Here is a 23348-nt window from a genome sequence, read left to right as displayed (position 1 = left end):
ACGTCCGGTACTATCACATGTGCCGCCGCATCTTAAAATTCAAAGGACTTTACAGCCCTGCCAAACCGTTTTCTCTTCTCCTCCATCAGCAGGCTCACGGCCTCCGCCATCCCGCATCCGGATGCCAGACCCAACAGCAGTTCCATCTCCTCAGCCCTCTGCACCGCGTACTCTGCCAGATAACACAGAGCACTGTGCCATTCCCGGCGTTTCAGAAAATACGCGCCTGCCTCCTTCAGATGCTCCCTTACATATGCGGCATACGCGTTCCCCGCCTCCTCCCCCAGTTCCCGGGGATACATCAGGCGTCCCATAGCCATGGGAATGAGGATTTCCGGCTTTTCATATACCTTTGCCACTTCAAACAAACTGTCATAACGGTGATAATCCACCCGCTTTTCTGTAAAACACTGTCGGTAGCGATAGCCTGAGCCGTGAAAATGTGTCTCCAGGATCCTGGCAGGCGTGTTCTCCACACCCTCCTCATAATATTCCGGAAACACCAGCTTCGCCCGGTCCCCTGTCTCCCTGAATGTGATGGTCACAAACACTTCATGAAAGGTCTCCGCCGCCACATCCATTATGCAGCTTTTTGCCCCTTCCCCCATGAGCACATGAAGCTCACGTAAGGCGGAGCATCCCGTGAAGGAGCCTCCCCCTATGCGTTTCAGGGAATCTGTAAAGGAGAGGCTTCTGAGCCTCCCGCAGCCGTAGAAGGTATAGTTTCCAATCTCCTCCACACCATCCGCGATCTCCATCTCTTCCGCAAGAAGCAGAGCCTCCTGTTCCTCTTTTGTCCTTCCCTCTTTCCAGGGTGAATAATGGTAAGCAGGCAAAAAGGATGCTTCCGCATCCCTTTTGCCCGCATTCATACTGTATTTATCCTTCATATCACTGTGCTGCCAGTTCCCCGCATTCCCGGGCAGCAGAAGCCTCACAGGAACGCATAGCCTGGATCGTCTTATCAAATAATTCCGTCAGTTCCCATCCCAGCATCTCGGCGCCGTCCTTTATCACATCTCTGGAACAGCCTGCGGCAAATCTCTTGTCCTTGAATTTTTTCTTGACACTGGAGACTTCCATGTCCATGACACTTTTGGAGGGACGCATTTTTGCCGCTGCCCAGATAAGGCCTGTAAGCTCATCGGAAGCAAACATGATTTTCTCCATCAGGTGCTCCGGCTCCACGTCAGAGCAGAGGCCGTATCCGTGGCTCACAACCGCGTGTACCAGCTCCTCCTCCGCATCGATCTCAGAAAGAAGCTCCGGCGCTTTTTTGCAGTGCTCCTCCGGATACTGCTCAAAGTCCACATCGTGAAGCAGGCCTGCCATTGCCCAGAACTCTGCCTCATCGCCGTATCCCATCTCCCGGGCATACCAGCGCATAACGCCTTCCACGGTCAGAGCGTGTAGGATATGGAATTCCTCTTTGTTGTATTTTTTCAGAAGCTCCAGCGCTTGTTCTCTTGTCACTTTTGTCTGCATTGTATGTACCTCCTTTTTCCTTAGTCACATGCAGCTTTGAATTCTGTCCAGTTTTTCTCATATGCCTCGTTGGCTTCTGCGCTTACATTCTGTACGATCTCGCCCTTTTTCACGGAATCCGGCACTACCAGGTTGGGATTTACCAGATCATCCGCCGCATTTGTAGTACAGTAATATCCGAGAGCATCAAAACATTTCGCCGCGTTTTCCGGCTCCAGAATATAGTTCAGGAATTTATAGGCGTTCAGTTCATCCGGTGCGTTTTTGGGAATAAACAGGTTCATAATGCCAAAGCCCAGTCCCTCTTCCGGATAGACCACCTTCAGGTCCGGATTCTCTGCCAGGGCTGCTGTCACCTGGGAAGTATACAGATAGGCAACACTGGCCTCTCCGTTCAGCAGTGCGTTCTGTGTATCACTGTCCTGGATCATACGGATATTCGGCGCCAGCTCTTTTAATTTTTCCCCTGCCTGTTCGATGACCTGTACATCTTCCTCATTCATGGATTTTCCCATAGTCTGAAGCACAAATCCATTGACTGCCCGGTAGCTGCCGATCATGGCGATCTTATCCTCAAGCTTTGGATTCCACAGGTCCTCATATCCCTTGATCTCAAAGTCAACCTGCGCAGGGTCATACACGATCAGAGGAATACCTGCCCCGTGCGGAACGGTATATTCATTGTCCGGATCATAAAACTGGCTCTGATACAGAGGATTGATATTGCCGAAATTGCTGATCTGTGTCTTGTCCAGTTTTTTTGCCAGACCGTTCTTCACGATCTGTTCAATGATATAATCATCGCCCACAACAATGTCGTAGTCTTTTCCGTCTGTCTGCTGAATTTTTTCCAGCATGGTTTCATTTGTGTCGAAGTTGGAGCTGATGATCTTGATTCCTGTCTCTTCCTCAAAGCCATCCAGCACTTCCTGGGGGAACAGTCCCTCCCAGGTGTAGAGTACCAGTTCTTTGTTGTCATCTTCCTCTTTTTCACCACATCCGGCAAGCATGGAGGCTGCCATTGCAAAACAAAGTGTAAGGGCTGCTAATCTTTTCTTCATATTTCTACCTCATCTTTCTGAAAGTTCTCCCCGCCTGCGTTCCTGCCGTTTCTGCACCAGGGAAGAAATGCCGAGAACCAGTACGATGGCCGCTAAAATTATGGTACAAAGCGCATTGATCTCCGGTGTCACCCCTGTCTTAAGCTGGGTGTAAACCTTTACCGGAAGCGTATTGAGCCTTGGACCGTTTACAAAAATACTGATGACCACATCATCAAAAGACATGGCAAACGCCAGCAGACTTCCGGACAGAACCGCCGGCATAATGAGCGGCAGCGTTATGTCAAAGAACGTCCTGATCTGGGATGCGCCCAAATCCCGGGCTGCCTCCTCCAAAGACCGGTCAATTCCCACAAGCCTGGCCTTTACCATCATAAATATATAGGGGATACAAAAAGTAGTATGTGCAATTACCAGGGTTGTCATACCAAAAGGCAGGTTTAATAAGGAGAAAAAGGCAAGAAATACCATGCCCAGAATGATCTCGGGTATCATGATGGGAACTGTGGACAGATACTCCATCATGCCTTTTGTCTTATAATCCGCCCGGGCCATGCCCACAGCACCCAGAGTTCCGATGACTGCAGAGATGGCGCAGCTTATAACGCCCAGAAGTATGCTGTTGAACAGCGCTTCCTTAATATCTCTGTCATGCCAGAGTGTTTCATACCATTTCAGGGAAAATCCTGTAAAGCTGGCTGTGAGCTTGGACTCATTAAAGGAAAATATCACCACCATCACAATGGGGAGATACATGACGAGCAGCAGGACGGCCAGATAAATGCCTGACAGCTTATGTTTTTTTCTCAAAAGAATCCCTCCAAATCTTTCACGTGGGTAATTTTCCGGTACAGATAAATCATAATGGAAGTCAGGACCATAAGTACCACGGCAAGCGCTGCCGCAAAGGGCCAGTTGCTTCCTCTTGTGAGCTGATCCTGGATCACACTGCCCACCAGAACGATTTTATTTCCGCCCAGAATATCCGCAATGAAAAACAGTCCCATGGACGGCACAAAGGACAGGATCACACCCGTCAAAAGTCCGGGCAGCGTCAGCTTCAGCGTAATCGTCAAAAATGCCTTGGCCCGGCTGGCCCCCAGATCTCTTGCAGCCTCCACCAAAGACCAGTCCATTTTTTCCACGCTGGAATACACGGAGAGCACCATAAAAGGCAGCAGCGCGTAAATCATGCCAATGACAACTGCAGGATAGGAGTAGAGGATTTTCAGCGGTTCCTCAATGATGCCCAGCTTCACAAGCAGCGTATTGAACACGCCTTTTGCCTGGAGCAGGATGATCCATCCGTACATACGGATCAGGGAACTGGTCCAGAAAGGCACCATGATCAGCAGCATGATCCTCTTCTTCCATTTTGCCGACTGTTTTGCCATAAAATAGCCAAAGGGATATCCCAGCAGCGTGATACAGATGGTGCTGGTAAACGCAAGCTGGAAGGACTGGGAAAAGCTCTTCAGGTAAACAGGATCTGCGATCTTCTTATAATTTTCCAGGGTAAATTTCCACAGGGTCCCCCATCCGTCACTGTTTGTGGCAAAGCTCAGGGCTATCATGTAGAGCAGCGGTCCTGCCACAAAGACAAGGGTGAAGATATAGAGGGGTGCAACCGTCAGAAACAGTCCTGATCTTTTCTTTTTCTCCATCCTCACGCCTCCTGTGTATCTTCCAGATCCACAAAGACAGCGTGCTGCGGCTCCCATCCCACACAGACCTTCTGGTCCACCGTCAGATCTGTATCTATGCCGTAATGGCTGGCAACCACTTCCCTGCCGTCCTCCAGTTTAAAGGCCATGTGGAGCTGTCCTGCATTAAAGGATTTATCGGTTATCACTGCAGGAAGGCCTTTTTTACACTCGCGGCAGACTTTGATATTTTCCCTTCTCACAGCTACCACAGCCCTGCCGCCTTTTTTCAGGCCGTCCGCCGTCCCTGCTGTGATAAGGCAGTTGTTCACCCGGATATCCGTAAGCTCCTCCCCTATATGCTCCACAACACCGGAGATTATATTGGCATTGCCCACAAAGTCAGCCACATAGCTGGTCTTCGGGCGGTTATAGATCTCATCCGGGGTACCGATCTGTTCAAACTGACCGTCACGCATGACCACAATACGGTCTGACATGTTGATTGCCTCCTCCTGGTCATGTGTTATGTACAGGAAGGTAATGCCCAGCTTCTTCTGAAGCCGCTTCAGCTCTGTCTGCATAGCCCTTCTGAGCTTCAGATCAAGGGCGCCCAGAGGCTCATCCAAAAGCAGGAGTTTTGGGCTGTTGATCAGGGAGCGGGCAATGGCAACCCTCTGCTTCTGCCCGCCTGACAGTTCTGATGGCATACGCTTTTCATAGCCGGAGAGCTGAACCAGATCCAGCATTTTCTTTACTTTTTCCCTGATTTCATTTTTTGGAACCTTACGGATTCTCAGGCCATAGCCGATGTTTGCCTCCACATTCATATGGGGAAACAGGGCATAATTCTGAAACACTGTATTCACATCCCTCTGATGGGGTTCCAGCATGGTCACATCCCGGCCTTCCAGAATCACCTGGCCTTTGTCCGGCATTTCCAGCCCGGCAATGATACGCAGAGTTGTGGTTTTTCCGCAGCCGGAAGCGCCTAAGAATGTGATGAATTCTCCTCTTTCTATCGAAAGGTCAATATCTTTGAGCACGTCTGTGGTCCCGAAGCTCTTGCTTATCCCCTTAAGTTCCAGTAACGTCTCTTTTCCCGCATCTGCCACTGCAGAATCCGCGGGAGTTTCTTGCAGGTGTCGTATATCGTTCATGTAGTGTCCTTTTCTAATCTTAACATTGTTATTTGTTAAACTATCTCTGGTATATAATGGCACAAATGTTCGGCGTTGTCAATTCCCGGCGGGCAATTCAGATGTATTTTATCCATTTTATTCTCTGTTATTAAAATATCGGCTGGCTGTGAGCAGTATTGGCGAATGTGTAACCCGCTGAAAAACAAAGAAAGCGTAAAGTCCTGCTATAGGACCTTGCGCTTTTAGCTCTGAAAAGACAAAGAATCCCGCATATCTGCGGGATTCTGAAAAGCTGGAAATGAGACTCGAACTCACGACCCCTTCATTACGAGTGAAGTGCTCTACCGACTGAGCTATTCCAGCTTGTGTTTCACACACAAGTGATATTATACACGATTTTGAGAAAATTTCAACTATTTTTTACAAATTCTGTCCCACATTTTGGACAGCGCACGCTTACCTTGCCTTTTCCCTTCGGAATACGAATCTTCTGCTTGCAGTTTGGGCAGGAATAAATGTGGTAATCCTTTCTCTGCTGCTGGATATATTTTTTCTGTCCGAAAAAATGGCGTACCTTGTTCTCCACAGCCAGATACTTCTGATTCTCAGCATAACGTTTCGTGAGATTTCTTGAAAACATTCTGATGTAAATAAAAACGATCAGCAGAATCTCCCAGGAAGTCAGCAGCATGGAAACATATCCATTTCTGATGAACATATTGATGACAGCACAGACCAGAAGTACGATCAGCATAAACTGGTTCAGCCTGTCTGTGCCGTAGCGTCCTGCCATAAACCTTGCAAATTTTTCTTTCATGATTCTTAATTCCCATCCTTCTCTAATGATTCATATATTTTGCTCACAAACTGTGCCGCATGCTCCAGATCATCCATATCAGGATGCAGCATGGCCATATCAAAATTCCGTATCATGGTGTCAATCTGCCTGTCATTATCCCCGTTTCTCATACGGTTGTATTTTTCCCTGACCTGAATCGGCATTTTGCCCTGGCAGATAAATGCGCCCAGATATTCATTGTCATCCTCTATGAAAACCCGGATGTTCTCCTCAATCTTCTTAAAATACTCCGGGCTTTCTCCCATTCCGCAGGTGCCGAACAATGCGATCTTCTTTCCCTGCAGGGAGCCCAGATAATCCAGCACTTCTACGCTGGCGCTTCCTCTGTCTGTCCAGAAACCGATAAAATAAATGTCCGCCATATCATAGTCTGTCTGCCCGTCCAGCCGGGCAATGTCCTTATCCGAGCCCGGAACTGCTGCAAATATGGCCTTTGCCAGCTTTTCCGTGTTGCCCGTTCTGCTCTTATACAATACCTGCGTCTTCATGTGGTATCATCCTCTCTCATTTTTACGATATATTAATAATAGCACGATGACAGACAAATAGATATTTCCTGACTCTTAAAAATTATAAATTGTCTATAAATTCCTTTTTTCTTCTCAGATTTTTCTTAAGGACTTTTCTGCCGGCACAGGTTTCCGGATTCTCGCACCACAGACAGCGCCTGCAGTGCAGACATTTCCCTGTATCCCGGCCTTCTATGGCATCTTTAGCCCAATTATAATTCACAATGATCCCCCGCGCAATGTCGATCATATCCACATCGGTGCGCTCCAATACGTCCTGGGCCATCTGTGGGCTTGTGATACCATTTACCGCAAATACAGGAACGGACACGGCACGCTTGATCTCCGCTGCCGCGTAGATACATTTTTCATATGGAAAATCCACCGGTGCTTTCGGGTCATCTTCACCGGAAAAGCCATAGGACACATCAATAAAATCTATGCCCTCCTTTTCCAGTATCCTGGCATGCCGGATTCCGTCCTCCAGCCTTGGCTCAAATCCGCCCAGACGGATTCCCACCACAAAATCCTCCGGCACCCTTTCCCTAATGGCCCGCAGGATTTCCACTGCGAACCGTTCTCCGTGTTCCCCGTATGCGTCCTGCCTGCGGTTCACCCAGCGGTTAAAAAATTCACACATCAGGTACTGATGGCATCCGTGCAGTTCCACACCGTCATAGCCTGCTTTCCAGGCACGGACTGCCGCGTCTGTAAATTCCTGCTGAATCTTATGTATTTCCTCGGTTGTCAGTTCTTTTCCTGTTTTTTTGACCCCATCTTTATAGAAGCTGTAGTCACTGGGACAGGCAAGCTCACCATCCAGACCTGAGACACCGGCATGATGGATCTGGATAAAGATGGGGCATCCTTCCCCGTGTACTGCGTCCACGATCCGGGAAAGTCCCTGGATCTGGCCGTCCTCCCAGATGCCCAGCTGATTTTCGGCAAGCTTTCCGTTCTTATCCACACAGGTAGCCTCCTGTATGATCAGGCCGGTCTGTCCTTTTGCCACATTTCTGTAATGTTCCACATTTTCCGGTGACACATAGCCGTCCCGGGAACCCCAGGCATAGCATACCACCGGCGGAAAACAAATTCTGTTTTTTATCTGCACATTTTTTATCTGTAATGGTTCAAATAGTTTTTTCATAGCCAACCACTCCCATCCAATCTGAAAATGCAGCAGCCGGAATATCCCCGGCGCTGCACCTGTAGTTACTGATAATCCATATGTGTCATATAGCCCTCATAAACCTCGTGGCCTGTCTCCAGTGTACCACCGTCCACGGTAATCTGGATTGCTTCCGCCTGAAAGGTGTCCAGAAAAGAATTGACCACTGCACCAATGGTAAGAATCTCTCCGGCAGTCCCCATGGAACGGACACTGTCTTTAAAATTGGAGGACAGATCCAGTTTCAGGACATACTGCCCCTCCTCCTCTGTCTCCTCAAAATTCTGGACTGTAATGCTGTCCGTCAGAACGCCGGCGCCCACAAGCTGGCCAATCAGGGCATCTGCTGTCACCTGTGCAATCTCTACCTGATTGACATTCCAGCCCTCTGCATTGTCATCGGGAACATAGATAAAAGCCTGGCCTGCCTGGACCGGGGTGTTCTCCTCCTCAGGTTCCTGTGTATCAGCACTGTTCTTATCCGCATCTTTTTCTGTGTCTTTCTTTGCTGTCTCATCCGGATTCTCTTTTGCTTCCGTATTTTCTTTCTTATCTGTCTTGGTGTCCTCTTTTTTTGACTCCTTATCTGAGGTTTCTTTGTTTTCCTGGCCGCTGTCCTTTTGCTCTTCTTTTGCCTCTGTCTGGGTTTTCGCGTCTGTATCCTTGGCATTGCTGCATCCGGCCGCGCCAAATATCAGGACAGCGCCCAGCAGGATGGCAAGACATATTTTTCTGTGTTTCATAGGCTGCGCTCCTCTCTGCCGAAAGTTTCCGGCAATCCGGACTTGATATGCACATCAAGCTGCGGATATGGAATATCAATGTCTTCCTCGTCAAATGTCAGTTTAATCTCCTCGTTCAGCCTCCATTTTGCAGGCCAGTAGTCTTCTGTCTTCACCCATGCCCGGAGTCCCAGGATCACACCATCATCTGCCAGTTCATCCACAAACACCAGCATCTCCTGCTCCGACATAATGGCAGGATCTGCATGGAGCAGCGTTTCCAGTATTCCTTTAGCCTTTTTCAGATCCGACTGGTAGCCGATCATCACCTTGATCTCCAGTTTCCGCTTGTCCTGAGATGTCACATTCACAATGCTGGAATTGGTAATGTTTCCGTTTGGTATGGTAATCCTTCTGTTGTCCACGGTAGAGAGTGTGGTATAAAACAGATCAATTTTCACCACGGTCCCTTCCTGGCTGTTGGTGTTCTCTATAATGTAGTCTCCCACTGTAAAGGGCCTTAGAAGCATAATGATCACTCCGCCTGCCAGGTTTGACAGACCGCCCTGCAGTGCCAGACCAATCGCTACACCTCCGGATGCCAGTAATGCCGCAATGGAGGATTCCTTAATTCCAAAACGGACCGCAATACTTACGATCAGCAGGAAATACAGGGCCGTTTTTACAAAAGAAGTCAAAAACTGGATTACGCCGGTGTCTGCACCTGCTTTGTTCATGGCTGCCCGTATAAAGGCACATATCTTGACGATCACCTTGCTGGCTATAAAATAGATGACGATCGCCAGGATCACTTTCCATGCGAAAGCTTCCACAGCGGGAATCTGGGCACTGATGTGGTTCCAGATTTTTTCTAGGTTAATGCTTTTTGCCAAAATTCCTGTCATTTAGTTCATCCTTATTTTTTTCCGGTCGTCTTTCTCGTTGTTCCCTTTTTGGAAGCTGTTTTGCCGGCTTCCGGTTTTGCTGCTATTTTCTCGGCCTCTGGCTTTGCTGTTATCTTTTCAGCTTCCGGCTTGGCTTCTATCTTCTCCGCTTCCGGTTTTGCTGCTATCTTTTCAGCTTCCGGCTTCGCTTCTATCTTCTCTGCATCCGGCTTTGCCGCTATCTTTTTAGCTTCCGGCTTGGCTTCTATCTTCTCCGCGTCCGGCTTTGCCTCTATCTTTTTAGCTTCCGGCCTCGCTTCTATCTTCTCCGCGTCCGGCTTTGCCTCTATCTTTTTAGCGTCTGGCTTTGCCTCTATTTTTTCAGCTTCCGGCTTTGCTGCTATCTTTTTAGCGTCTGGCTTTGCCTCTATTTTTTCAGCTTCCGGCTTTGCCGCTATCTTTTTAGCGTCTGGCTTTGCCTCTATCTTTTTAGCTTCCGGCTTTGCCTCTATCTTCTCATTCTCCGGCTTTGCCATGGTTTTTTCAGCTTCCGCTTTCACTTCTACTTTCTCAGCCGCTGTCCCGACTGCAGCTTTTTTAGCCTTAGCCCCGGCTGCCTTCTCTGTTCCCGTTTTGGCTGCCGCCTTTTTTGCTCTTGTTCCTGCTGTCTTCTTGGATGCTGTTTTTTTAGCCCCGGCTTTTGCTGTCAGCGCCTTGTCGTTCTTTCCTGCCTCAGCCTTACTGCTCTTTGCATTCGTCCCGGTGTTTTCCGCCTCGGCGCCTGTTCCTGTCTCCTTTTTGGATACCGCATCCGCTTTGACAGCCTCTGCTGCCGCCGCGATACTCAGCGCCTGCTGCTCCAGCTCCTTTTTACGCTCTTCTTCGATCTTCTGCTCTAACTCTGCCCGGACTTTTGAAACTGCAGGATTTTCCCGGCTCTCAGCAGCCTTTTCTGCTCTGGCAGCCCTGGTTTTACCCTTTTCCGCAGATTTTGCAGACGTTGTCTCCTTCACGGTTTTCTTTGCACCGGTCTTTGCTGTCGTCTTTTTCTCCTCTTTTATGTAGGAGAATATCTGTACAGACAACGGCGCAACATCAATAACGATAGAATTCTTTCTCTCGTCATGCTCTGCCCGTTTGGAGGATTTTGCTCTGGCATTTCTCACGCCGGTTCCGCCGAATTCTGCGGCATCACTGTTGAAGATTTCTTTATATTTGCCCGGATACGGAACGCCCATCTGGTATTTTTCGTACGAAAGAGGTGAGAAATTGCACACGATCACCAGCAGCTCCTCTTTCTTTTTCGTCTTCCTGATAAAGGTCAGCATATTTTTCTCGGATTCCATGTGGTTGATCCACTCAAATCCCTCTGTATCGTAATCCATCTCATACAGAGCCGGCTGTTCCTTATAGAAGTTCCAGAGTGCCTTCACATAATTTTTAAACTGCTGATGATCCGGCTGTTCCAGAAGCTCCCAGTCAAGGCTTCTCTCCTCAGACCACTCTCTCTCCTGGGCAAACTCCTGTCCCATGAACAACAGCTTCTTGCCGGGATGAACAGCCATAAATCCATAGGCAGCACGGAGATTCGCGAACTTCTGCTCCTTGTCACCCGGCATTTTCATAAGAAGGGAGCCTTTTAAATGCACCACCTCATCGTGTGACAGACTTAAAAGGAACTTTTCACTGTAGGCATACACCATACTGAATGTAAGCTCATCGTGGGCACCGCCTCTGAACAGCGGATCCTTTTTCATATAGTCAATAAAGTCATTCATCCAGCCCATATTCCACTTCATATCAAAGCCCAGGCCGTCATCCTCAATGCTGCCCGTGATCTTAGGCCATGCCGTGGATTCCTCTGCTATGAGAAGTGCATCCGGATGTCTCTTCTTAAAAATGGAATTCAAATGTTTTAAAAATTCTATGGCTTCCAGATTCTCATTGCCGCCGTAAATGTTTGGAACCCATTCCCCGTCATTCTTTCCGTAATCCAGATACAGCATGGAAGCCACCGCGTCCATACGGATACCATCTGCATGGAATTTCTCTACCCAGAAAAGTGCATTGGAAATAAGGAAATTTCTAACCTGCGGCCTTCCGTAATTGTAGATCAGTGTTCCCCAATGGGGATGCATACCCTGTCTCGGGTCTAAATGCTCATACAGACAGGTGCCGTCAAAATTCGGAAGTCCCGGGGTATCTTTCGGAAAATGTGCCGGTACCCAGTCAAGGATCACACCGATGCCCTGCTGATGCAGATAATCCATGAAATACATAAAATCCTCACAGGTGCCGTATCTGCTGGTAGGCGCATAATATCCTGTCACCTGATATCCCCAGGAGGCGTCAAAGGGATGTTCCATAACCGGCATAAGCTCCACATGTGTGTAACCCATATCCTTTAAATACTCAGCAAGCTTTGGCGCGATATCCCGGTAATTACAGAACAGTTTTCCCTCTTCCTCAGGTTTTATCCAGGAACCGAGATGCATCTCATAGACCAGCATGGGCTTCTTCTCGTCATTGACACGTTTCCTGTCTTTTAACCACTGGTCATCCTGCCAACGGTAATGGTTCAGATCTGCTACTATGGAGGCTGTTTTCGGACGCAGCTCCGCCTGGTTTCCGTAGGGATCTGCCTTTAAGTATACCAGGGAACCTTTTGCCTTGATCTCATATTTATATAAGGCGCCCGGTTTGATCCCGGGTATAAATATCTCAAAAATCCCTGACACAGCCAGGCGGTTCATCTGATGCGCCCTGCCATCCCAGTGGTTAAAATCACCAACCACGGAAACACGAATCGCATTCGGTGCCCAGACTGCAAAATACACACCGGACACACCATTGATCGTCATGGTATGCGCGCCCAGTTTTTCATAGATATCATAACAGATGCCTGCACAGAACTGCTGTTCCTCGTCAAGGCTGATTTTAGATGTAAAAGCATAGGGATCATAAAACTGTTTTTTGTTTCCTTCCCCATCCTGGATTTCCACTTTATATTTCGGTATTTTATTTCCCGGAATCAGCACAGCGAAAAAGCCTGCCTCATCCTCCATGACCATATCGTAAGTCTCTTTTTCCTTTGTGAGCAGAATTCTTGCCTGCACAGCGCCCGGCACAAAACACTGGATCAAAATACCGTCTTCTGTCACTCTCGGTCCCAAAATACGGCGCGGTTCGCTTTCCTCAGAATATACAACAGCCTCTATTTCCGGCCAATCCATCAATTCATATAATTTGTCAGACATAAAACACCCTCCTTTTGTTACATTTTATCATTAAAGCGTTAAAAAGTAAACCTTGGATGAAAACGGCGCGCGATACCAGAAAAAAACAGATTCCGCAAAAGCAGGTTCCGTCATCAGAACCCCCTCTTTTACAGAATCTGTCTCATAAATTTATCTCTGATCCCGCAGCAACACATCATGTGCGCCGCCCTCAACAATACTTGTAGCGGAAACCAGTGTGATCTTAGCTTTTTCCTGAAGCTCCGGAATGGTGAGCGCTCCGCAGTTGCACATAGTAGAGCGGACCTTGCTCAGAGTCAGGTTTACATTATCCTTCAGACTTCCTGCATAGGGTACCAGAGAATCCACACCTTCCTCAAAAGAAAGTTTTTTCTCGCCTCCCATATCATACCGCTGCCAGTTTCTGGCCCGCGCGCTGCCCTCACCCCAGTATTCCTTCATATAGCTGCCGTTGATATTAACCTTCTTGGTAGGGCTTTCGTCAAATCTGGCAAAATACCTTCCCAGCATAATAAAGTCAGCACCCATAGCCAGCGCCAGGGTAATATGATAATCGTGGACGATTCCGCCGTCAGAGCAGATGGGAATATAGATTCCCGTCTCTTCAAAATACGCATCCCTGGCCTTTGCCACCTCGATCAATGCAGTGGCCTGTCCTCTGCCGATGCCTTTCTGTTCGCGGGTAATACAGATAGCACCGCCGCCGATTCCCACCTTGACAAAGTCAGCCCCTGCCTCAGCCAGGAAGCGGAATCCTTCCGCGTCCACCACATTTCCGGCACCTACCTTTACATCATTTCCATAATTTTTCCTGATATAGTCAATCGTGATCTTCTGCCACTCTGAAAAGCCTTCCGAGCTGTCAATACACAGAATATCGGCTCCCGCCCCGATCAGTGCCGGAACACGCGTCTCGTAATCCCTGGTGTTGATTCCTGCCCCTACCATGTAGCGCTTATGGCTGTCAATCAGTTCATTTTCATTTTTCTTGTGTGTATCGTAATCCTTCCTGAAAACAAGATACACCAGTTCCCGGTTCTTATTCACAAGAGGCAGACAGTTTATCTTGTGCTCCCAGATGATGTCATTGGCCTCCTTCAGAGTCGTCTCCTCGTCTGCATATACAAGGTCGTCCAGTTTTGTCATAAATTCTTTTACCTTTAAGTCCAGGTTCATGCGGCTTACCCGGTAATCCTTATTGGTGACAATGCCGAGCAGCTTTCCCCCCGGTGAACCATCCTCCGTGACAGCTATGGTAGAGTGGCCCGTCTGTTCCGTAAGACGAAGCACATCCTGAAGGGTCATCTCCGGCGACACGTTAGAGTCACTGACCACGAAACCGGCACGGTAACGTTTTACCTTTTCCACCATCTCCGCCTGCTTTTCAACCGGCTGGGAACCGTAGATAAAGGAAATACCGCCCTCCTGGGCAAGGGCTACGGCCAGATTGTCATCTGAGACAGACTGCATGATTGCAGAGACCATGGGAATGTTGATAGTCAGTGCCGGTTCCTCCCCTTTTTTGTATTTCACCAGAGGTGTTTTCAGATCCACTTTGGACGGCACACAATGTGTGGACGAATACCCCGGAATCAGAAGATATTCGCTAAATGTTCTGGACGGCTCCTCATAATAAAATGCCATGTCAATTCTCCTTTTCTGACTGCTGGTTTTCCGACTGCAATTCGTATTTCGTTACCTTTTCAAAAATCCTGCGGCTTCCCGGCGCCTGGGAATGCCCAAAGGGTAACTGGTTATGTTTGATACTAGCACAGGCAGTTCTTCTTTGTCAATGAAAACAGGCGCACTCTTTTCCCTCCGTCCGGTGCCCCTGCCACACTGCATTTTGCCGCTCCGTTTTAACCTTTTCGCATCTCTTCCTCTTCACGGATATTTGCTCATCGGGACCACGGACAAAGGATCAAAGAAACAAAGAAACAGCGCAGTAAATAAGTAAAAGAGCCATAACAGCGTTTACCAGCTTCGTATGTCTGGAGAAGAATTTACAAAATGCCGCCCCGAAAAGCGCCCATATAAAAGAACCGGAAGCACCGATCAGAGACAGTACGGCAGTAAATCCGGCCAGTGCCGTGCCGGAATGATAAACCGGCAGGATATAAAGCGACATTGCCGTGATTGCGTAAATGTAAATTTTAGGATTGATAAATTGCAGTACCATGCCGGAAATAAAACCAGCCTCCTTCCCGCCTTCCGTATTTACCTCCGCAGAACTCTTCCAGACCTTCCATGCAAGGTACAGCATATAAGCAGCGCCCAGGATCTGCATGACCATCTTTACCTTAGGAAGAAAGGAATAGAGTGTTGCGCTGAAGACGGTGCAAACAGACATAACGACTGCAAATCCGGCCAGTATGCCCAAGTTAAAGCGAATGCTTCGGCGAAATCCCAGCCGTATGGCATTACTCATGGAAAGCAGATTGTTGGCACCCGGTGTGTAAGCCGTAATAAAACAATAAATCAGAAAATCGTATAAACGGAACATAATGCATCCTTTCTATTGCTCATTTCTACCGTATGTCCGCAGAAGAACCTCACAGCATTTTGAGCAGTCACCTTTGTTGTATTCTTTGAACATTTCACCTTCTTCTTCAAGATTTAGAATCATAGACATATCTCCTTTCCTCTTTACAAGCCCAAGCTGAAATCGTATAATGATACAAAACAGTTATTATATCGCACTAGTACGATATAATAATACATCATGTGCATTATATTGTCAAGAGAGGAGAACCATATCATGGATTCAATGAATACAATAGTTGCTAAAAATATTAAACGATTGCGTGAAGAAAAGAAATTAAGCATGGACGAGCTTGCAAAATTAAGCGGTGTCAGTAAGAGTATGCTTGCGCAGATCGAACGCGGTGACGGAAACCCGACGCTTTCTACATTATGGAAAATTTCAAATGGAATGAAAGTACCATTTGACGCATTGACCGTTCGCCCAAAGAGTCCATATGAGATCGTAAAAACATCTGAAGTGCAGCCATTGCTTGAAGATGACGGAAAAGTAAAAAACTACTCCCTTTTCCCGGATAACGAGAACCGTAGATTTGCAGTCTATTATCTGGAATTAGACCAGGGGAGTTATTGGGAATCCGAACCGCACTTAAAGGGAACCACTGAATTTATCACTGTCTTCTCGGGCAAAATCGAAATTCATGCTGACAGCCAGAGATTTATGGTCGAAAAGGGCGAAAGCATACGATTTAGGGCCGATACTGTCCATTCCTATAAAAATACCGGCAATGAGACCGCAATACTGCATATGATCCTTTTTAATCCCTGACGGAGCAGCCTGAAAGACATTCCGTATTTGGATCATCCGAACATCCTGCCGCTGCAAAATATAAAATATGCGCTGACGCGGATATTACCATTAACCAATTTGTATATTTCCGTGTTTTTTTCAAAATATTTATTGTGTATTTCCTCCCGGCATTATATAATTAGGGGAACAGGTATATGTGCAAAAATACCCAAAGCACATGCGGAAGTGTACTGTAGGCAACAGAAATCACCTGCGGTGAATTTACTGTTGTCATGAATGATTAAATCTAAAGGAGGTATCTGAATGCTTGACAAGAGCTACTACCAGAAGACGGACGAAATCATCAGCCATTACGGCCGCAAGCCAAGTGCACTGATTCCCATCATGCAGGACATTCAGGCAGAATACCGTTATCTGCCAGGCGAACTACTGACCTACGTGGCAAAAGAGATTGGGGTAAAAGAGGCCAAAGCCTACAGTGTTGCCACATTTTACGAAAACTTTTCCTTTGAACCCAAGGGAAAATACATTATCAAAGTCTGTGACGGAACTGCCTGCCATGTCCGCAAATCCATGCCCATTCTGGAAGCCCTTCAAAAAGAGCTGGGCCTGAGCAAGAAAAAACATACCACAGACGATATGCTTTTCACTGTGGAGACTGTTTCCTGCCTGGGTGCCTGCGGGCTGGCTCCTACACTCACCGTGAACAATGAAGTACACCCCACTATGACGCCGGAAAAAGCATTGGAATTACTCACAGAATTGAGAGGTGATAGCGTATGATTATCGAAAACAGAGAGGCTCTGAAAAGAGAGCAGGAGGCTGCACAAAAACAGATTGATTCTTATGAATGCCGTATCCTGATCTGCGCCGGAACCGGCTGTGTTGCTACCGGCTCACAGAAAATCTACGAAAAAATGCAGGAACTCTGTAAAGACATGCCCGGTGTTTCCGTAGAATTTGACGGCCATGTTCCTCACATCGGAGTTGTGAAGACAGGCTGCCAGGGTATCTGCGAACTGGGACCCCTGATGAGAATCGAGCCCCTGCATTATCAATATGTAAAGGTTCAGATGGACGACTGTGAAGAGATCTTCAAACGCACAGTCCTGAACAAAGAACCTGTGGAACGCCTGTTCTACAAAAAAGGCGAGGACTCCTTCCCCACACCGGATGACATCCCCTTCATTGCAAAGCAGACCAGGATCACTCTGGAAAACTGCGGACGTTTTGACGCGGAGTCTCTGGACGAATACATAGCATCCGGCGGTTACAGTGCCCTGTCAAAAGCCATCTTTGACATGTCTCCGAGAGATGTCATCGACGAAGTGGACAAATCCGGCCTGCGCGGAAGAGGCGGCGGCGGATTCCCCACCGGAAAGAAATGGAAACAGGTAGCTGCCCACACAGATGTAAAAGAACACTATGTTGTCTGTAACGGCGACGAGGGTGACCCGGGCGCATTCATGGATGGAAGCGTTATGGAAGGTGACCCCTACCGTCTGATCGAAGGTATGACCATAGCCGCCTATGCAGTGAATGCACAGGACGGTTATATCTATGTACGTGCGGAATACCCCCTCTCTGTAGAGCGGCTCACCCACGCCATTGCACAGGCTGAGGAAAAGGGCCTGCTCGGAGATAACATTCTGGGAACAGATTTCTGCTTCCATATGCATATCAACCGCGGTGCCGGTGCATTCGTCTGCGGTGAAGGTTCTGCCCTGACCGCTTCCATCGAAGGTGACAGAGGTATGCCCCGTGTTAAACCGCCAAGAACCGTAGACCAGGGACTCTGGGCCAAACCCACAGTCCTGAACAATGTGGAGACCTTCGCCAATGTGCCCGGTATCGTCATGAAGGGTGCTGACTGGTTCCGCACCATCGGAACAGAGGGAAGTCCCGGAACGAAGACCTTCTCCATCACCGGCTCCATTGAGAACACAGGCCTCATTGAGGTTCCCATGGGAACTACCCTGCGCGAGATGATCTATGATATCGGCGGCGGCATCAAGGGAGGCGGAGAATTCAAAGCCGTACAGATCGGCGGTCCCTCCGGCGGATGTCTTACGGCGGAGCATCTGGATGTAGGTCTGGATTTTGACAGTGTAAAAAAATACGATGCCATCATGGGTTCCGGCGGACTGGTTGTCATGGACGAGAACACCTGTATGGTAGAGGTTGCCCGTTTCTTCATGAGCTTTACCCAGAGGGAATCCTGCGGAAAGTGTGTTCCCTGCCGTGAAGGAACCAAACGTATGCTGGAGATCCTGGAACGCATCGTAGACGGCAAAGGCGTCATCGAGGATCTGGATACCCTGGAAGAGCTGGCAGCCATGGTTAAGAATATGGCTCTGTGCGGACTCGGAAAGAGTGCTCCGCTTCCTGTTATCAGCACATTAAAGACCTTCCGAAATGAGTATGAGGAGCACATTTTAGACCACAAATGCGCTGCCAAATGCTGTACTGCTATGCGCCGCTTTGTCATCAATCCTGAGTTCTGTAAAGGCTGCGGTAAATGTGCCAAGAACTGCCCGGTTGGTGCCATCACCGGTGTGCGCAAGCAAGCTTATAATATTGACAACGAATTGTGTATCAAGTGCGGTGCCTGCAAAGACAACTGTGCCTTTGATGCCATTTACGTGGAAGCATAGGAGGGTTTTAATATGGGATTTATGACGATTGACGGTAGAAAAGTTGAATTTACCGACGAAAAAAATGTGCTTTCCGTCATCCGGAAAGCCGGGATCAATCTTCCGACACTCTGCTATCACTCTGAGGTTTCCACCTTCGGCGCCTGCCGGCTCTGTACTGTGGAGGATGACAGGGGACGTACCTTTGCCTCCTGCTCAGAGGTTCCCAGAGATGGAATGGTCATCTATACCAATTCCGGAAGGATCAAAAAATACAGAAAACTGATTGTGGAGCTTCTGCTCTCCGCCCACTGCCGTGACTGTACCACCTGTGTAAAGAGCGGCGAGTGCGTACTGCAGGATCTGGCCCACAGAATGAATATTACGGATGTGCGTTTCCAGAACACAAGGGAAATCCGTCCGCTGGATACCAGCTCTCCCTCCATTGTCAGGGACCCCAACAAATGTATTCTCTGCGGCGACTGTGTGCGTGCCTGTTCCGAGATTCAGGGACTGGGCGTCTTAGGCTTCGCGTTCCGAGGAACAGACGCCATGGCAATGCCGGCCTTTAACAAGACTCTGGCAGAGACCGACTGCGTAAGCTGCGGTCAGTGCCGTATTTACTGTCCTACCGGCGCGATCAGCATCAAGACCCATATGGACGAAGTATGGGAAGCGATTGCTGATCCGAATACAAGAGTTGTGGCTCAGGTAGCGCCTGCCGTACGTGTGGCAGTCGGCGATGCCTTTGGCCTGGACAAGGGAAACAGTGTTATGGGCAAACTGGTAGCCGTTCTGCACCGCATGGGATTTGATGAAGTTTACGATACCGCGTTCAGTGCGGACTTAACCATCATGGAAGAATCCAAGGAATTCCTGGAGCGTCTGGGAGACAGTTCCAAGCTTCCTCTTTTCACCTCCTGCTGTCCGGCATGGGTGAAATTCCTCTGTGACCAGTATCCGGAATACAAAGACAATCTTTCTACCTGCCGTTCTCCTCAGGAAATGTTCTCCGCAGTCATCAAGGAATACTACAGGGGATATGAGAAAAACCAGGGCAAGAAGACCGTTGTTGTGTCCATCATGCCGTGTACAGCCAAGAAGATGGAGGCCATCCGTCCAAACAGCTTTACCCACGGAGAGCAGAACACGGATATTGTCATCACAACAACAGAATTGATCCGTATGATCAAAAACTCCGGCATTGAGTTCCCGACTCTGATTCCGGAAGCCTGCGACATGCCATTCGGCTTTGGTTCCGGCGCCGGTGTTATCTTCGGCGTAACCGGCGGTGTGACAGAAGCCATGCTCCGCCGTTTTGCAGACAAACACGACAAGGCAACCATGGATACCGTAGCTGAGACAGGTGCCCGCGGTGAAGAGGGTATCAAGGAATTCTCTGTCACCTACAAAGGTATTCCGCTGAATGTATGTGTTGCCAGCGGCCTGGCCAATGCACAGAAGGTTATGGAAAAGATCAAGAGCGGCGAAGCCCACTACCACATTGTGGAGATTATGGCATGCCGCCGCGGATGTATCATGGGAGGCGGACAGCCGCCGAGAGCCGGAGACCGCACAAAAGCGGCCAGAAAAGACGGCCTCTACAAAGCAGACAATGTGACCAGTATCCGCAAGGCGGATGAGAACCCGCTGGTTATGTCTCTGTATGATACTCTGTTAAAAGGAAAAGAGCACGAACTGCTGCACAATGACAGCTATTAAAGCTGCTGTATAAAAATGGCTGCTGTGAGATCCGGAAAGGTTTCACAGCAGCAAAAAAAGGACATGCTGACAACGTTTTTTGGGTCATCAGCATGTCCTTTTTCCTGTTATATCAGAAATTATTGCTTTTCCACTACAATGAGCGGTACCATCATTTCCTGTTCTGTCATGCCCGCATGGTTTGATCGAAACATGGGCAGATTTCTGGACCAGGCAAATCCCTTATCCGCAGTTGCCACAGCCAGAAAATCACCGGCCAGTTCACGAAACCTTTCACGGGGTGTCCCATCACCGAATATCTGCTTCTCCCGCATCTCCTTGGCGGAGAAAAGCAGAAACTCCTCTCCGAAATGTCTGCGGAATCTTTTTGGAAATTCTTCCCTGAATTCCTCCTTCACATAGAAGGCCGCTGCCCTGGCCTCCACAGATATGGGAAGCCTCAGCATTTCCAATATGTCCGGATAGTCTGTGAGAATATAATGCGACAGATCTATATGCCCATGGTCTGCTGTCACGATCAGAAGTGTATCCTCCAGTCTGTCGGACATCCGGGCGATTTTCCCTTCCAGATACTCTAATTCCCTTGTCACACATTCACTGTGGCATCCCTGGTCATGCATGGTGCTGTCCGGTTCCTCCCAATAGGCATAGATGTACTTTTCGTCCTCCTGCCCGCATAGCCTCTGTATCTCCTCACACATTTCATCCAGGGTTTCTATTTTATTTGTGCCGAAATGGGACACACTGTATCCATGTCCGACTCCCGCCCGGTTTATCTTGTCATATATCTTTGTGTAAGGGATAAAACGGCTGGCAACATGGTAATCTTCCGCTGCGCACCTTTCATATTGGTCTTGATTGGTAAAAGCATTCACAACTTTATGGATTTCCCCAAAATACAGGCTCCATCCCAGCCATCCATGCTCTGCCGGTGTCAGACCGCTCTCCATAGTCGTGGTGGCAGCCGTTGTCGTAGGCGGAAAGACGGAGGAGATCCCGCATCTGTAATGGCTTCTGAAGAATCCATCCTCTTTCAGATGGAAGTCAATCGCCTCGCATCCCATTCCGTCCAGCAGGACCACAACAACGTTCCTGAATCCCTTTCCCATCCATTCATCCGCACAGGGCAAAGTCTTATGACCGTATTCTGCGCCGAATCTTTTTAATACAGAGCAGGATAAATTCACCAGGCTATTGCTGTAATCTGCAAACAATTTTTATCCTCCTCTTTCTTCCTTTCTGCTGCCGGATTCTTTATCTGTTCCTTCCCGGCTGCAGATCCATCGCAAATTCAATCTCATGCATCAGCAAAATTCCATTTGCCCCAATCAGAGGAATCTCCGGTTTCAGCTTTCTTGAAAAGTTCAGGGCATTGTGGTACAGATGTGACATATCAAATCCGCAGCGCTGGTAAAAGCGGATGGCCTGAATGTTGTCATTTGTGGTGATCACCACAAGCCTTCTGCATTTTTTCTTTTCTGCTGTCTCTTTTACCTTTTCGATCAGGTTTCTTCCGATCCCCCGGCCCTCCTGACGGCTGTCCAGGGATATGATCTCACAGATACCGTCCCGGATCAGGTATGTGAGAAGGCCCACAATGTTTCCCTTTTCCCAGACAACAATGCCGTCTGTCCCGGTCATATCCACAACTCTGCCGCGAATGACCATCTCTGTTGTGAGCCACTGGCTCTCTATGAATTCATTGACGCGTTCCCGGTTTGTCTCATCAATTGGAACATACTCCATTAAACTGCCCTCCCGCATATTTACTGATCACCGGAATATTTCCAGGCTCCGCTGCAAAATACCGTTCATATGCGCAATGGCTATACCGTAATTTGTCATAGGCACACCCTGCAGGCCAGCCTGGTTCCTGCGCCACTGCATCTCCCGCTCATTAAGCATACAGCCTCCGCAGTGTACCACCAGCCGATATGGTGTCAGATCCTCCGGAAACCCGGTTCCTGAGGTAAATGCAAAGTCAGGCTTTTTCCCGGTATGCGCCTCAATCCAGCGGGGCATTTTCACCGTACCGATATCATTGCACTGCCGGTGATGGGTACAGCCCTCACTGATCAGCACTTTGTCCCCGTCCTCCAGACGGTCAAGGGCATAGGCACCCTCCAGCGCGCCGTCCAGGATCCCTTTATACCGTGCGAACAGTATGGAAAAGGAAGTAAGAGGGATATCAGCCGTAACCGCTTTGTCCACCTTCCCGAACACCTGGCTGTCTGTAATGACAAGCCGCGGTTTTTCTCCCAGACGTCCAAGTACATCCTCCACCCTGTCATCCTGCACGGCAAGGGGAACTGCACCTGTATCCAACAGTTCTCTGATCACCTGCTGCTGAGGCAGGATCAGCCTCCCTTTCGGTGCCGCTTTATCAATGGGGATCACCAGGAGCACAAAGTCCCCCGGTGACACCAGGTCTTTTACAAGAGGACGTTCCTGCCCTTCCTTTGCAAGGCTTCCCAGCTTTTCCTTCAGTTCAGTAATGTGAACACCCTGTCCGGCACTCACGTAGATTTCATGGTCTGTCTTCGGTTCTCTCTCCTCTGCCAGCAGATCCATTTTATTGTATACCACAAGATACGGCAGCTTTCTCTTTTCAAAGAGATCTATGAGCTGTAGTTCCATGGGGACCAGTTCTTTTCCCGCCTCCACCACCAGGACTGCCACGTCTGTTTTGTGGAGCACCTGCTCCGCCTTTTTTACCCGGAGAGCGCCCAGGCCTTCCTGGTCATCATCCATACCCGGCGTGTCGATAAACAAAACAGGACCTATGGGCAGAAGCTCCATGGCTTTCTGCACCGGGTCGGTGGTGGTTCCCTTCACATCCGATACCACTGCCATCTCCTGCCCTGTGACTGCGTTGAGCAGACTGGACTTTCCGGTGTTGCGCCGCCCGAAAAAGCTGATATGTACCCTGTTTGCAGAGGGTGCTGCGTTCAGGCTCATGTATATCCTC

At 48.7% G+C, this 23348-nt stretch carries 21 protein-coding genes and 1 tRNA gene; 4 read left to right on the top strand and 18 right to left on the bottom strand.

All coding sequences use genetic code 11. The features are described from left to right. Positions 1 to 32: 32 nt before the first annotated feature. The 15 genes from LC508_RS01390 to LC508_RS01320 all read right to left on the bottom strand — a co-directional run bounded on the left by LC508_RS01390 (position 33) and on the right by LC508_RS01320 (position 15236). A complete protein-coding gene (locus LC508_RS01390) occupies positions 33 to 890 on the bottom strand; it encodes a leucine-rich repeat protein (RefSeq protein ID WP_081960528.1) in 858 nt (285 codons plus the stop codon). A gap of 1 nt (position 891) precedes the next feature. Further along, positions 892 to 1485 carry a hydrolase gene (locus LC508_RS01385; RefSeq protein WP_033143474.1) on the bottom strand — a complete coding sequence of 198 codons (594 nt, stop codon included), beginning with the start codon at positions 1483 to 1485 and terminating at the stop codon, positions 892 to 894. Between the two features lie 20 nt (positions 1486 to 1505). Then, positions 1506 to 2546, bottom strand: a complete 1041-nt coding sequence (locus tag LC508_RS01380; RefSeq protein WP_033143475.1) for a polyamine ABC transporter substrate-binding protein — start codon at positions 2544 to 2546, stop codon at positions 1506 to 1508. A gap of 9 nt (positions 2547 to 2555) precedes the next feature. Then, entirely contained in the window at positions 2556 to 3356 is an 801-nt protein-coding gene (locus LC508_RS01375) for an ABC transporter permease (protein WP_033143476.1), read from the bottom strand. Further along, the gene (locus LC508_RS01370; protein ID WP_033143477.1) at positions 3353 to 4210 is read right to left on the bottom strand and encodes an ABC transporter permease; all 858 of its coding nucleotides are present in this window, start codon (positions 4208 to 4210) and stop codon (positions 3353 to 3355) included. The genes LC508_RS01375 and LC508_RS01370 overlap by 4 nt, the downstream gene beginning before the upstream one ends. A 2-nt stretch (positions 4211 to 4212) precedes the next feature. After that, on the bottom strand, positions 4213 to 5349 hold the full coding sequence (locus LC508_RS01365) for an ABC transporter ATP-binding protein (RefSeq protein WP_225305295.1): 1137 nt from the start codon (positions 5347 to 5349) through the stop codon (positions 4213 to 4215). Between the two features lie 272 nt (positions 5350 to 5621). Beyond that, positions 5622 to 5694, bottom strand: a tRNA-Thr gene (locus LC508_RS01360). 46 nt (positions 5695 to 5740) lie between these two features. Next, a complete protein-coding gene (locus LC508_RS01355; RefSeq protein ID WP_033143478.1) occupies positions 5741 to 6148 on the bottom strand; it encodes a zinc ribbon domain-containing protein in 408 nt (135 codons plus the stop codon). 5 nt (positions 6149 to 6153) lie between these two features. Next, positions 6154 to 6678, bottom strand: coding sequence for a flavodoxin family protein BilS (gene bilS, locus LC508_RS01350; protein ID WP_033143479.1), 525 nt, complete (start codon positions 6676 to 6678; stop codon positions 6154 to 6156). Positions 6679 to 6760: 82 nt separating this feature from the next. Next, the gene (locus LC508_RS01345) at positions 6761 to 7849 is read right to left on the bottom strand and encodes an oxidoreductase (RefSeq protein ID WP_033143480.1); all 1089 of its coding nucleotides are present in this window, start codon (positions 7847 to 7849) and stop codon (positions 6761 to 6763) included. Positions 7850 to 7914: 65 nt separating this feature from the next. Beyond that, on the bottom strand, positions 7915 to 8613 hold the full coding sequence (locus LC508_RS01340) for a GerMN domain-containing protein (protein ID WP_054352369.1): 699 nt from the start codon (positions 8611 to 8613) through the stop codon (positions 7915 to 7917). Next, on the bottom strand, positions 8610 to 9497 hold the full coding sequence (locus LC508_RS01335) for a mechanosensitive ion channel family protein (RefSeq protein WP_103731890.1): 888 nt from the start codon (positions 9495 to 9497) through the stop codon (positions 8610 to 8612). The genes LC508_RS01340 and LC508_RS01335 overlap by 4 nt, the downstream gene beginning before the upstream one ends. 11 nt (positions 9498 to 9508) lie before the next feature. Next, on the bottom strand, positions 9509 to 12733 hold the full coding sequence (gene glgB, locus LC508_RS01330; RefSeq protein WP_118594047.1) for a 1,4-alpha-glucan branching protein GlgB: 3225 nt from the start codon (positions 12731 to 12733) through the stop codon (positions 9509 to 9511). Between the two features lie 150 nt (positions 12734 to 12883). Further along, positions 12884 to 14377 (bottom strand): IMP dehydrogenase, encoded by a 1494-nt coding sequence (locus tag LC508_RS01325; protein ID WP_054352366.1) that lies wholly within the window; start codon positions 14375 to 14377, stop codon positions 12884 to 12886. Positions 14378 to 14654: 277 nt separating this feature from the next. Beyond that, the gene (locus LC508_RS01320; protein WP_054352365.1) at positions 14655 to 15236 is read right to left on the bottom strand and encodes a LysE family transporter; all 582 of its coding nucleotides are present in this window, start codon (positions 15234 to 15236) and stop codon (positions 14655 to 14657) included. 255 nt (positions 15237 to 15491) lie between these two features. On the opposite strand from LC508_RS01320, the gene LC508_RS01315 reads away from it, so the two are divergent. The 4 genes from LC508_RS01315 to LC508_RS01300 all read left to right on the top strand — a co-directional run bounded on the left by LC508_RS01315 (position 15492) and on the right by LC508_RS01300 (position 20380). Beyond that, positions 15492 to 16043: a helix-turn-helix domain-containing protein gene (locus LC508_RS01315; protein ID WP_033143486.1), complete on the top strand. Its 552-nt coding sequence runs from the start codon at positions 15492 to 15494 to the stop codon at positions 16041 to 16043. A gap of 285 nt (positions 16044 to 16328) precedes the next feature. After that, positions 16329 to 16808, top strand: coding sequence for an NADH-quinone oxidoreductase subunit NuoE family protein (locus LC508_RS01310; RefSeq protein ID WP_033143487.1), 480 nt, complete (start codon positions 16329 to 16331; stop codon positions 16806 to 16808). Continuing rightward, complete coding sequence (locus LC508_RS01305) at positions 16805 to 18679, top strand: NADH-ubiquinone oxidoreductase-F iron-sulfur binding region domain-containing protein (RefSeq protein WP_103731467.1); 1875 nt, start codon at positions 16805 to 16807, stop codon at positions 18677 to 18679. Before LC508_RS01310 ends, LC508_RS01305 begins: the two co-directional genes overlap by 4 nt. 12 nt (positions 18680 to 18691) lie before the next feature. After that, positions 18692 to 20380: a [FeFe] hydrogenase, group A gene (locus LC508_RS01300; RefSeq protein ID WP_033143489.1), complete on the top strand. Its 1689-nt coding sequence runs from the start codon at positions 18692 to 18694 to the stop codon at positions 20378 to 20380. A 119-nt stretch (positions 20381 to 20499) separates the two neighbouring features. Here LC508_RS01300 and LC508_RS01295 read toward each other — a convergent pair whose 3' ends face one another. The 3 genes from LC508_RS01295 to hydF are packed head-to-tail and all read right to left on the bottom strand — an operon-like array spanning position 20500 to position 23338. Continuing rightward, positions 20500 to 21594 (bottom strand): alkaline phosphatase family protein, encoded by a 1095-nt coding sequence (locus tag LC508_RS01295; RefSeq protein ID WP_033143490.1) that lies wholly within the window; start codon positions 21592 to 21594, stop codon positions 20500 to 20502. Between the two features lie 40 nt (positions 21595 to 21634). Further along, complete coding sequence (locus tag LC508_RS01290; protein WP_033143491.1) at positions 21635 to 22126, bottom strand: GNAT family N-acetyltransferase; 492 nt, start codon at positions 22124 to 22126, stop codon at positions 21635 to 21637. Positions 22127 to 22153: 27 nt separating this feature from the next. Next, on the bottom strand, positions 22154 to 23338 hold the full coding sequence (hydF, locus tag LC508_RS01285; protein WP_054352364.1) for a [FeFe] hydrogenase H-cluster maturation GTPase HydF: 1185 nt from the start codon (positions 23336 to 23338) through the stop codon (positions 22154 to 22156). Positions 23339 to 23348: the final 10 nt, after the last annotated feature.

This window comes from Blautia parvula, assembly GCF_020215665.1.
GTDB lineage: Bacteria > Bacillota > Clostridia > Lachnospirales > Lachnospiraceae > Blautia > Blautia celeris.
This window is presented reverse-complemented; position numbering and strand designations above follow the sequence as displayed.

Excerpts from the sequence above, each read along its gene's own strand:
- bilS (WP_033143479.1), bottom strand. The coding sequence starts at position 6,678 with ATGAAGACGCAGGTATTGTATAAGAGCAGAACGGGCAACACGGAAAAG.
- LC508_RS01300 (WP_033143489.1), top strand. The coding sequence starts at position 18,692 with ATGGGATTTATGACGATTGACGGTAGAAAAGTTGAATTTACCGACGAA.
- LC508_RS01320 (WP_054352365.1), bottom strand. The coding sequence starts at position 15,236 with ATGTTCCGTTTATACGATTTTCTGATTTATTGTTTTATTACGGCTTAC.
- LC508_RS01290 (WP_033143491.1), bottom strand. The coding sequence starts at position 22,126 with ATGGAGTATGTTCCAATTGATGAGACAAACCGGGAACGCGTCAATGAA.
- LC508_RS01340 (WP_054352369.1), bottom strand. The coding sequence starts at position 8,613 with ATGAAACACAGAAAAATATGTCTTGCCATCCTGCTGGGCGCTGTCCTG.
- LC508_RS01385 (WP_033143474.1), bottom strand. The coding sequence starts at position 1,485 with ATGCAGACAAAAGTGACAAGAGAACAAGCGCTGGAGCTTCTGAAAAAA.
- LC508_RS01380 (WP_033143475.1), bottom strand. The coding sequence starts at position 2,546 with ATGAAGAAAAGATTAGCAGCCCTTACACTTTGTTTTGCAATGGCAGCC.
- LC508_RS01365 (WP_225305295.1), bottom strand. The coding sequence starts at position 5,349 with ATGAACGATATACGACACCTGCAAGAAACTCCCGCGGATTCTGCAGTG.
- glgB (WP_118594047.1), bottom strand. The coding sequence starts at position 12,733 with ATGTCTGACAAATTATATGAATTGATGGATTGGCCGGAAATAGAGGCT.
- LC508_RS01310 (WP_033143487.1), top strand. The coding sequence starts at position 16,329 with ATGCTTGACAAGAGCTACTACCAGAAGACGGACGAAATCATCAGCCAT.
- LC508_RS01370 (WP_033143477.1), bottom strand. The coding sequence starts at position 4,210 with ATGGAGAAAAAGAAAAGATCAGGACTGTTTCTGACGGTTGCACCCCTC.
- LC508_RS01355 (WP_033143478.1), bottom strand. The coding sequence starts at position 6,148 with ATGAAAGAAAAATTTGCAAGGTTTATGGCAGGACGCTACGGCACAGAC.
- LC508_RS01345 (WP_033143480.1), bottom strand. The coding sequence starts at position 7,849 with ATGAAAAAACTATTTGAACCATTACAGATAAAAAATGTGCAGATAAAA.
- LC508_RS01315 (WP_033143486.1), top strand. The coding sequence starts at position 15,492 with ATGGATTCAATGAATACAATAGTTGCTAAAAATATTAAACGATTGCGT.
- hydF (WP_054352364.1), bottom strand. The coding sequence starts at position 23,338 with ATGAGCCTGAACGCAGCACCCTCTGCAAACAGGGTACATATCAGCTTT.
- LC508_RS01335 (WP_103731890.1), bottom strand. The coding sequence starts at position 9,497 with ATGACAGGAATTTTGGCAAAAAGCATTAACCTAGAAAAAATCTGGAAC.
- LC508_RS01325 (WP_054352366.1), bottom strand. The coding sequence starts at position 14,377 with ATGGCATTTTATTATGAGGAGCCGTCCAGAACATTTAGCGAATATCTT.
- LC508_RS01390 (WP_081960528.1), bottom strand. The coding sequence starts at position 890 with ATGAAGGATAAATACAGTATGAATGCGGGCAAAAGGGATGCGGAAGCA.
- LC508_RS01305 (WP_103731467.1), top strand. The coding sequence starts at position 16,805 with ATGATTATCGAAAACAGAGAGGCTCTGAAAAGAGAGCAGGAGGCTGCA.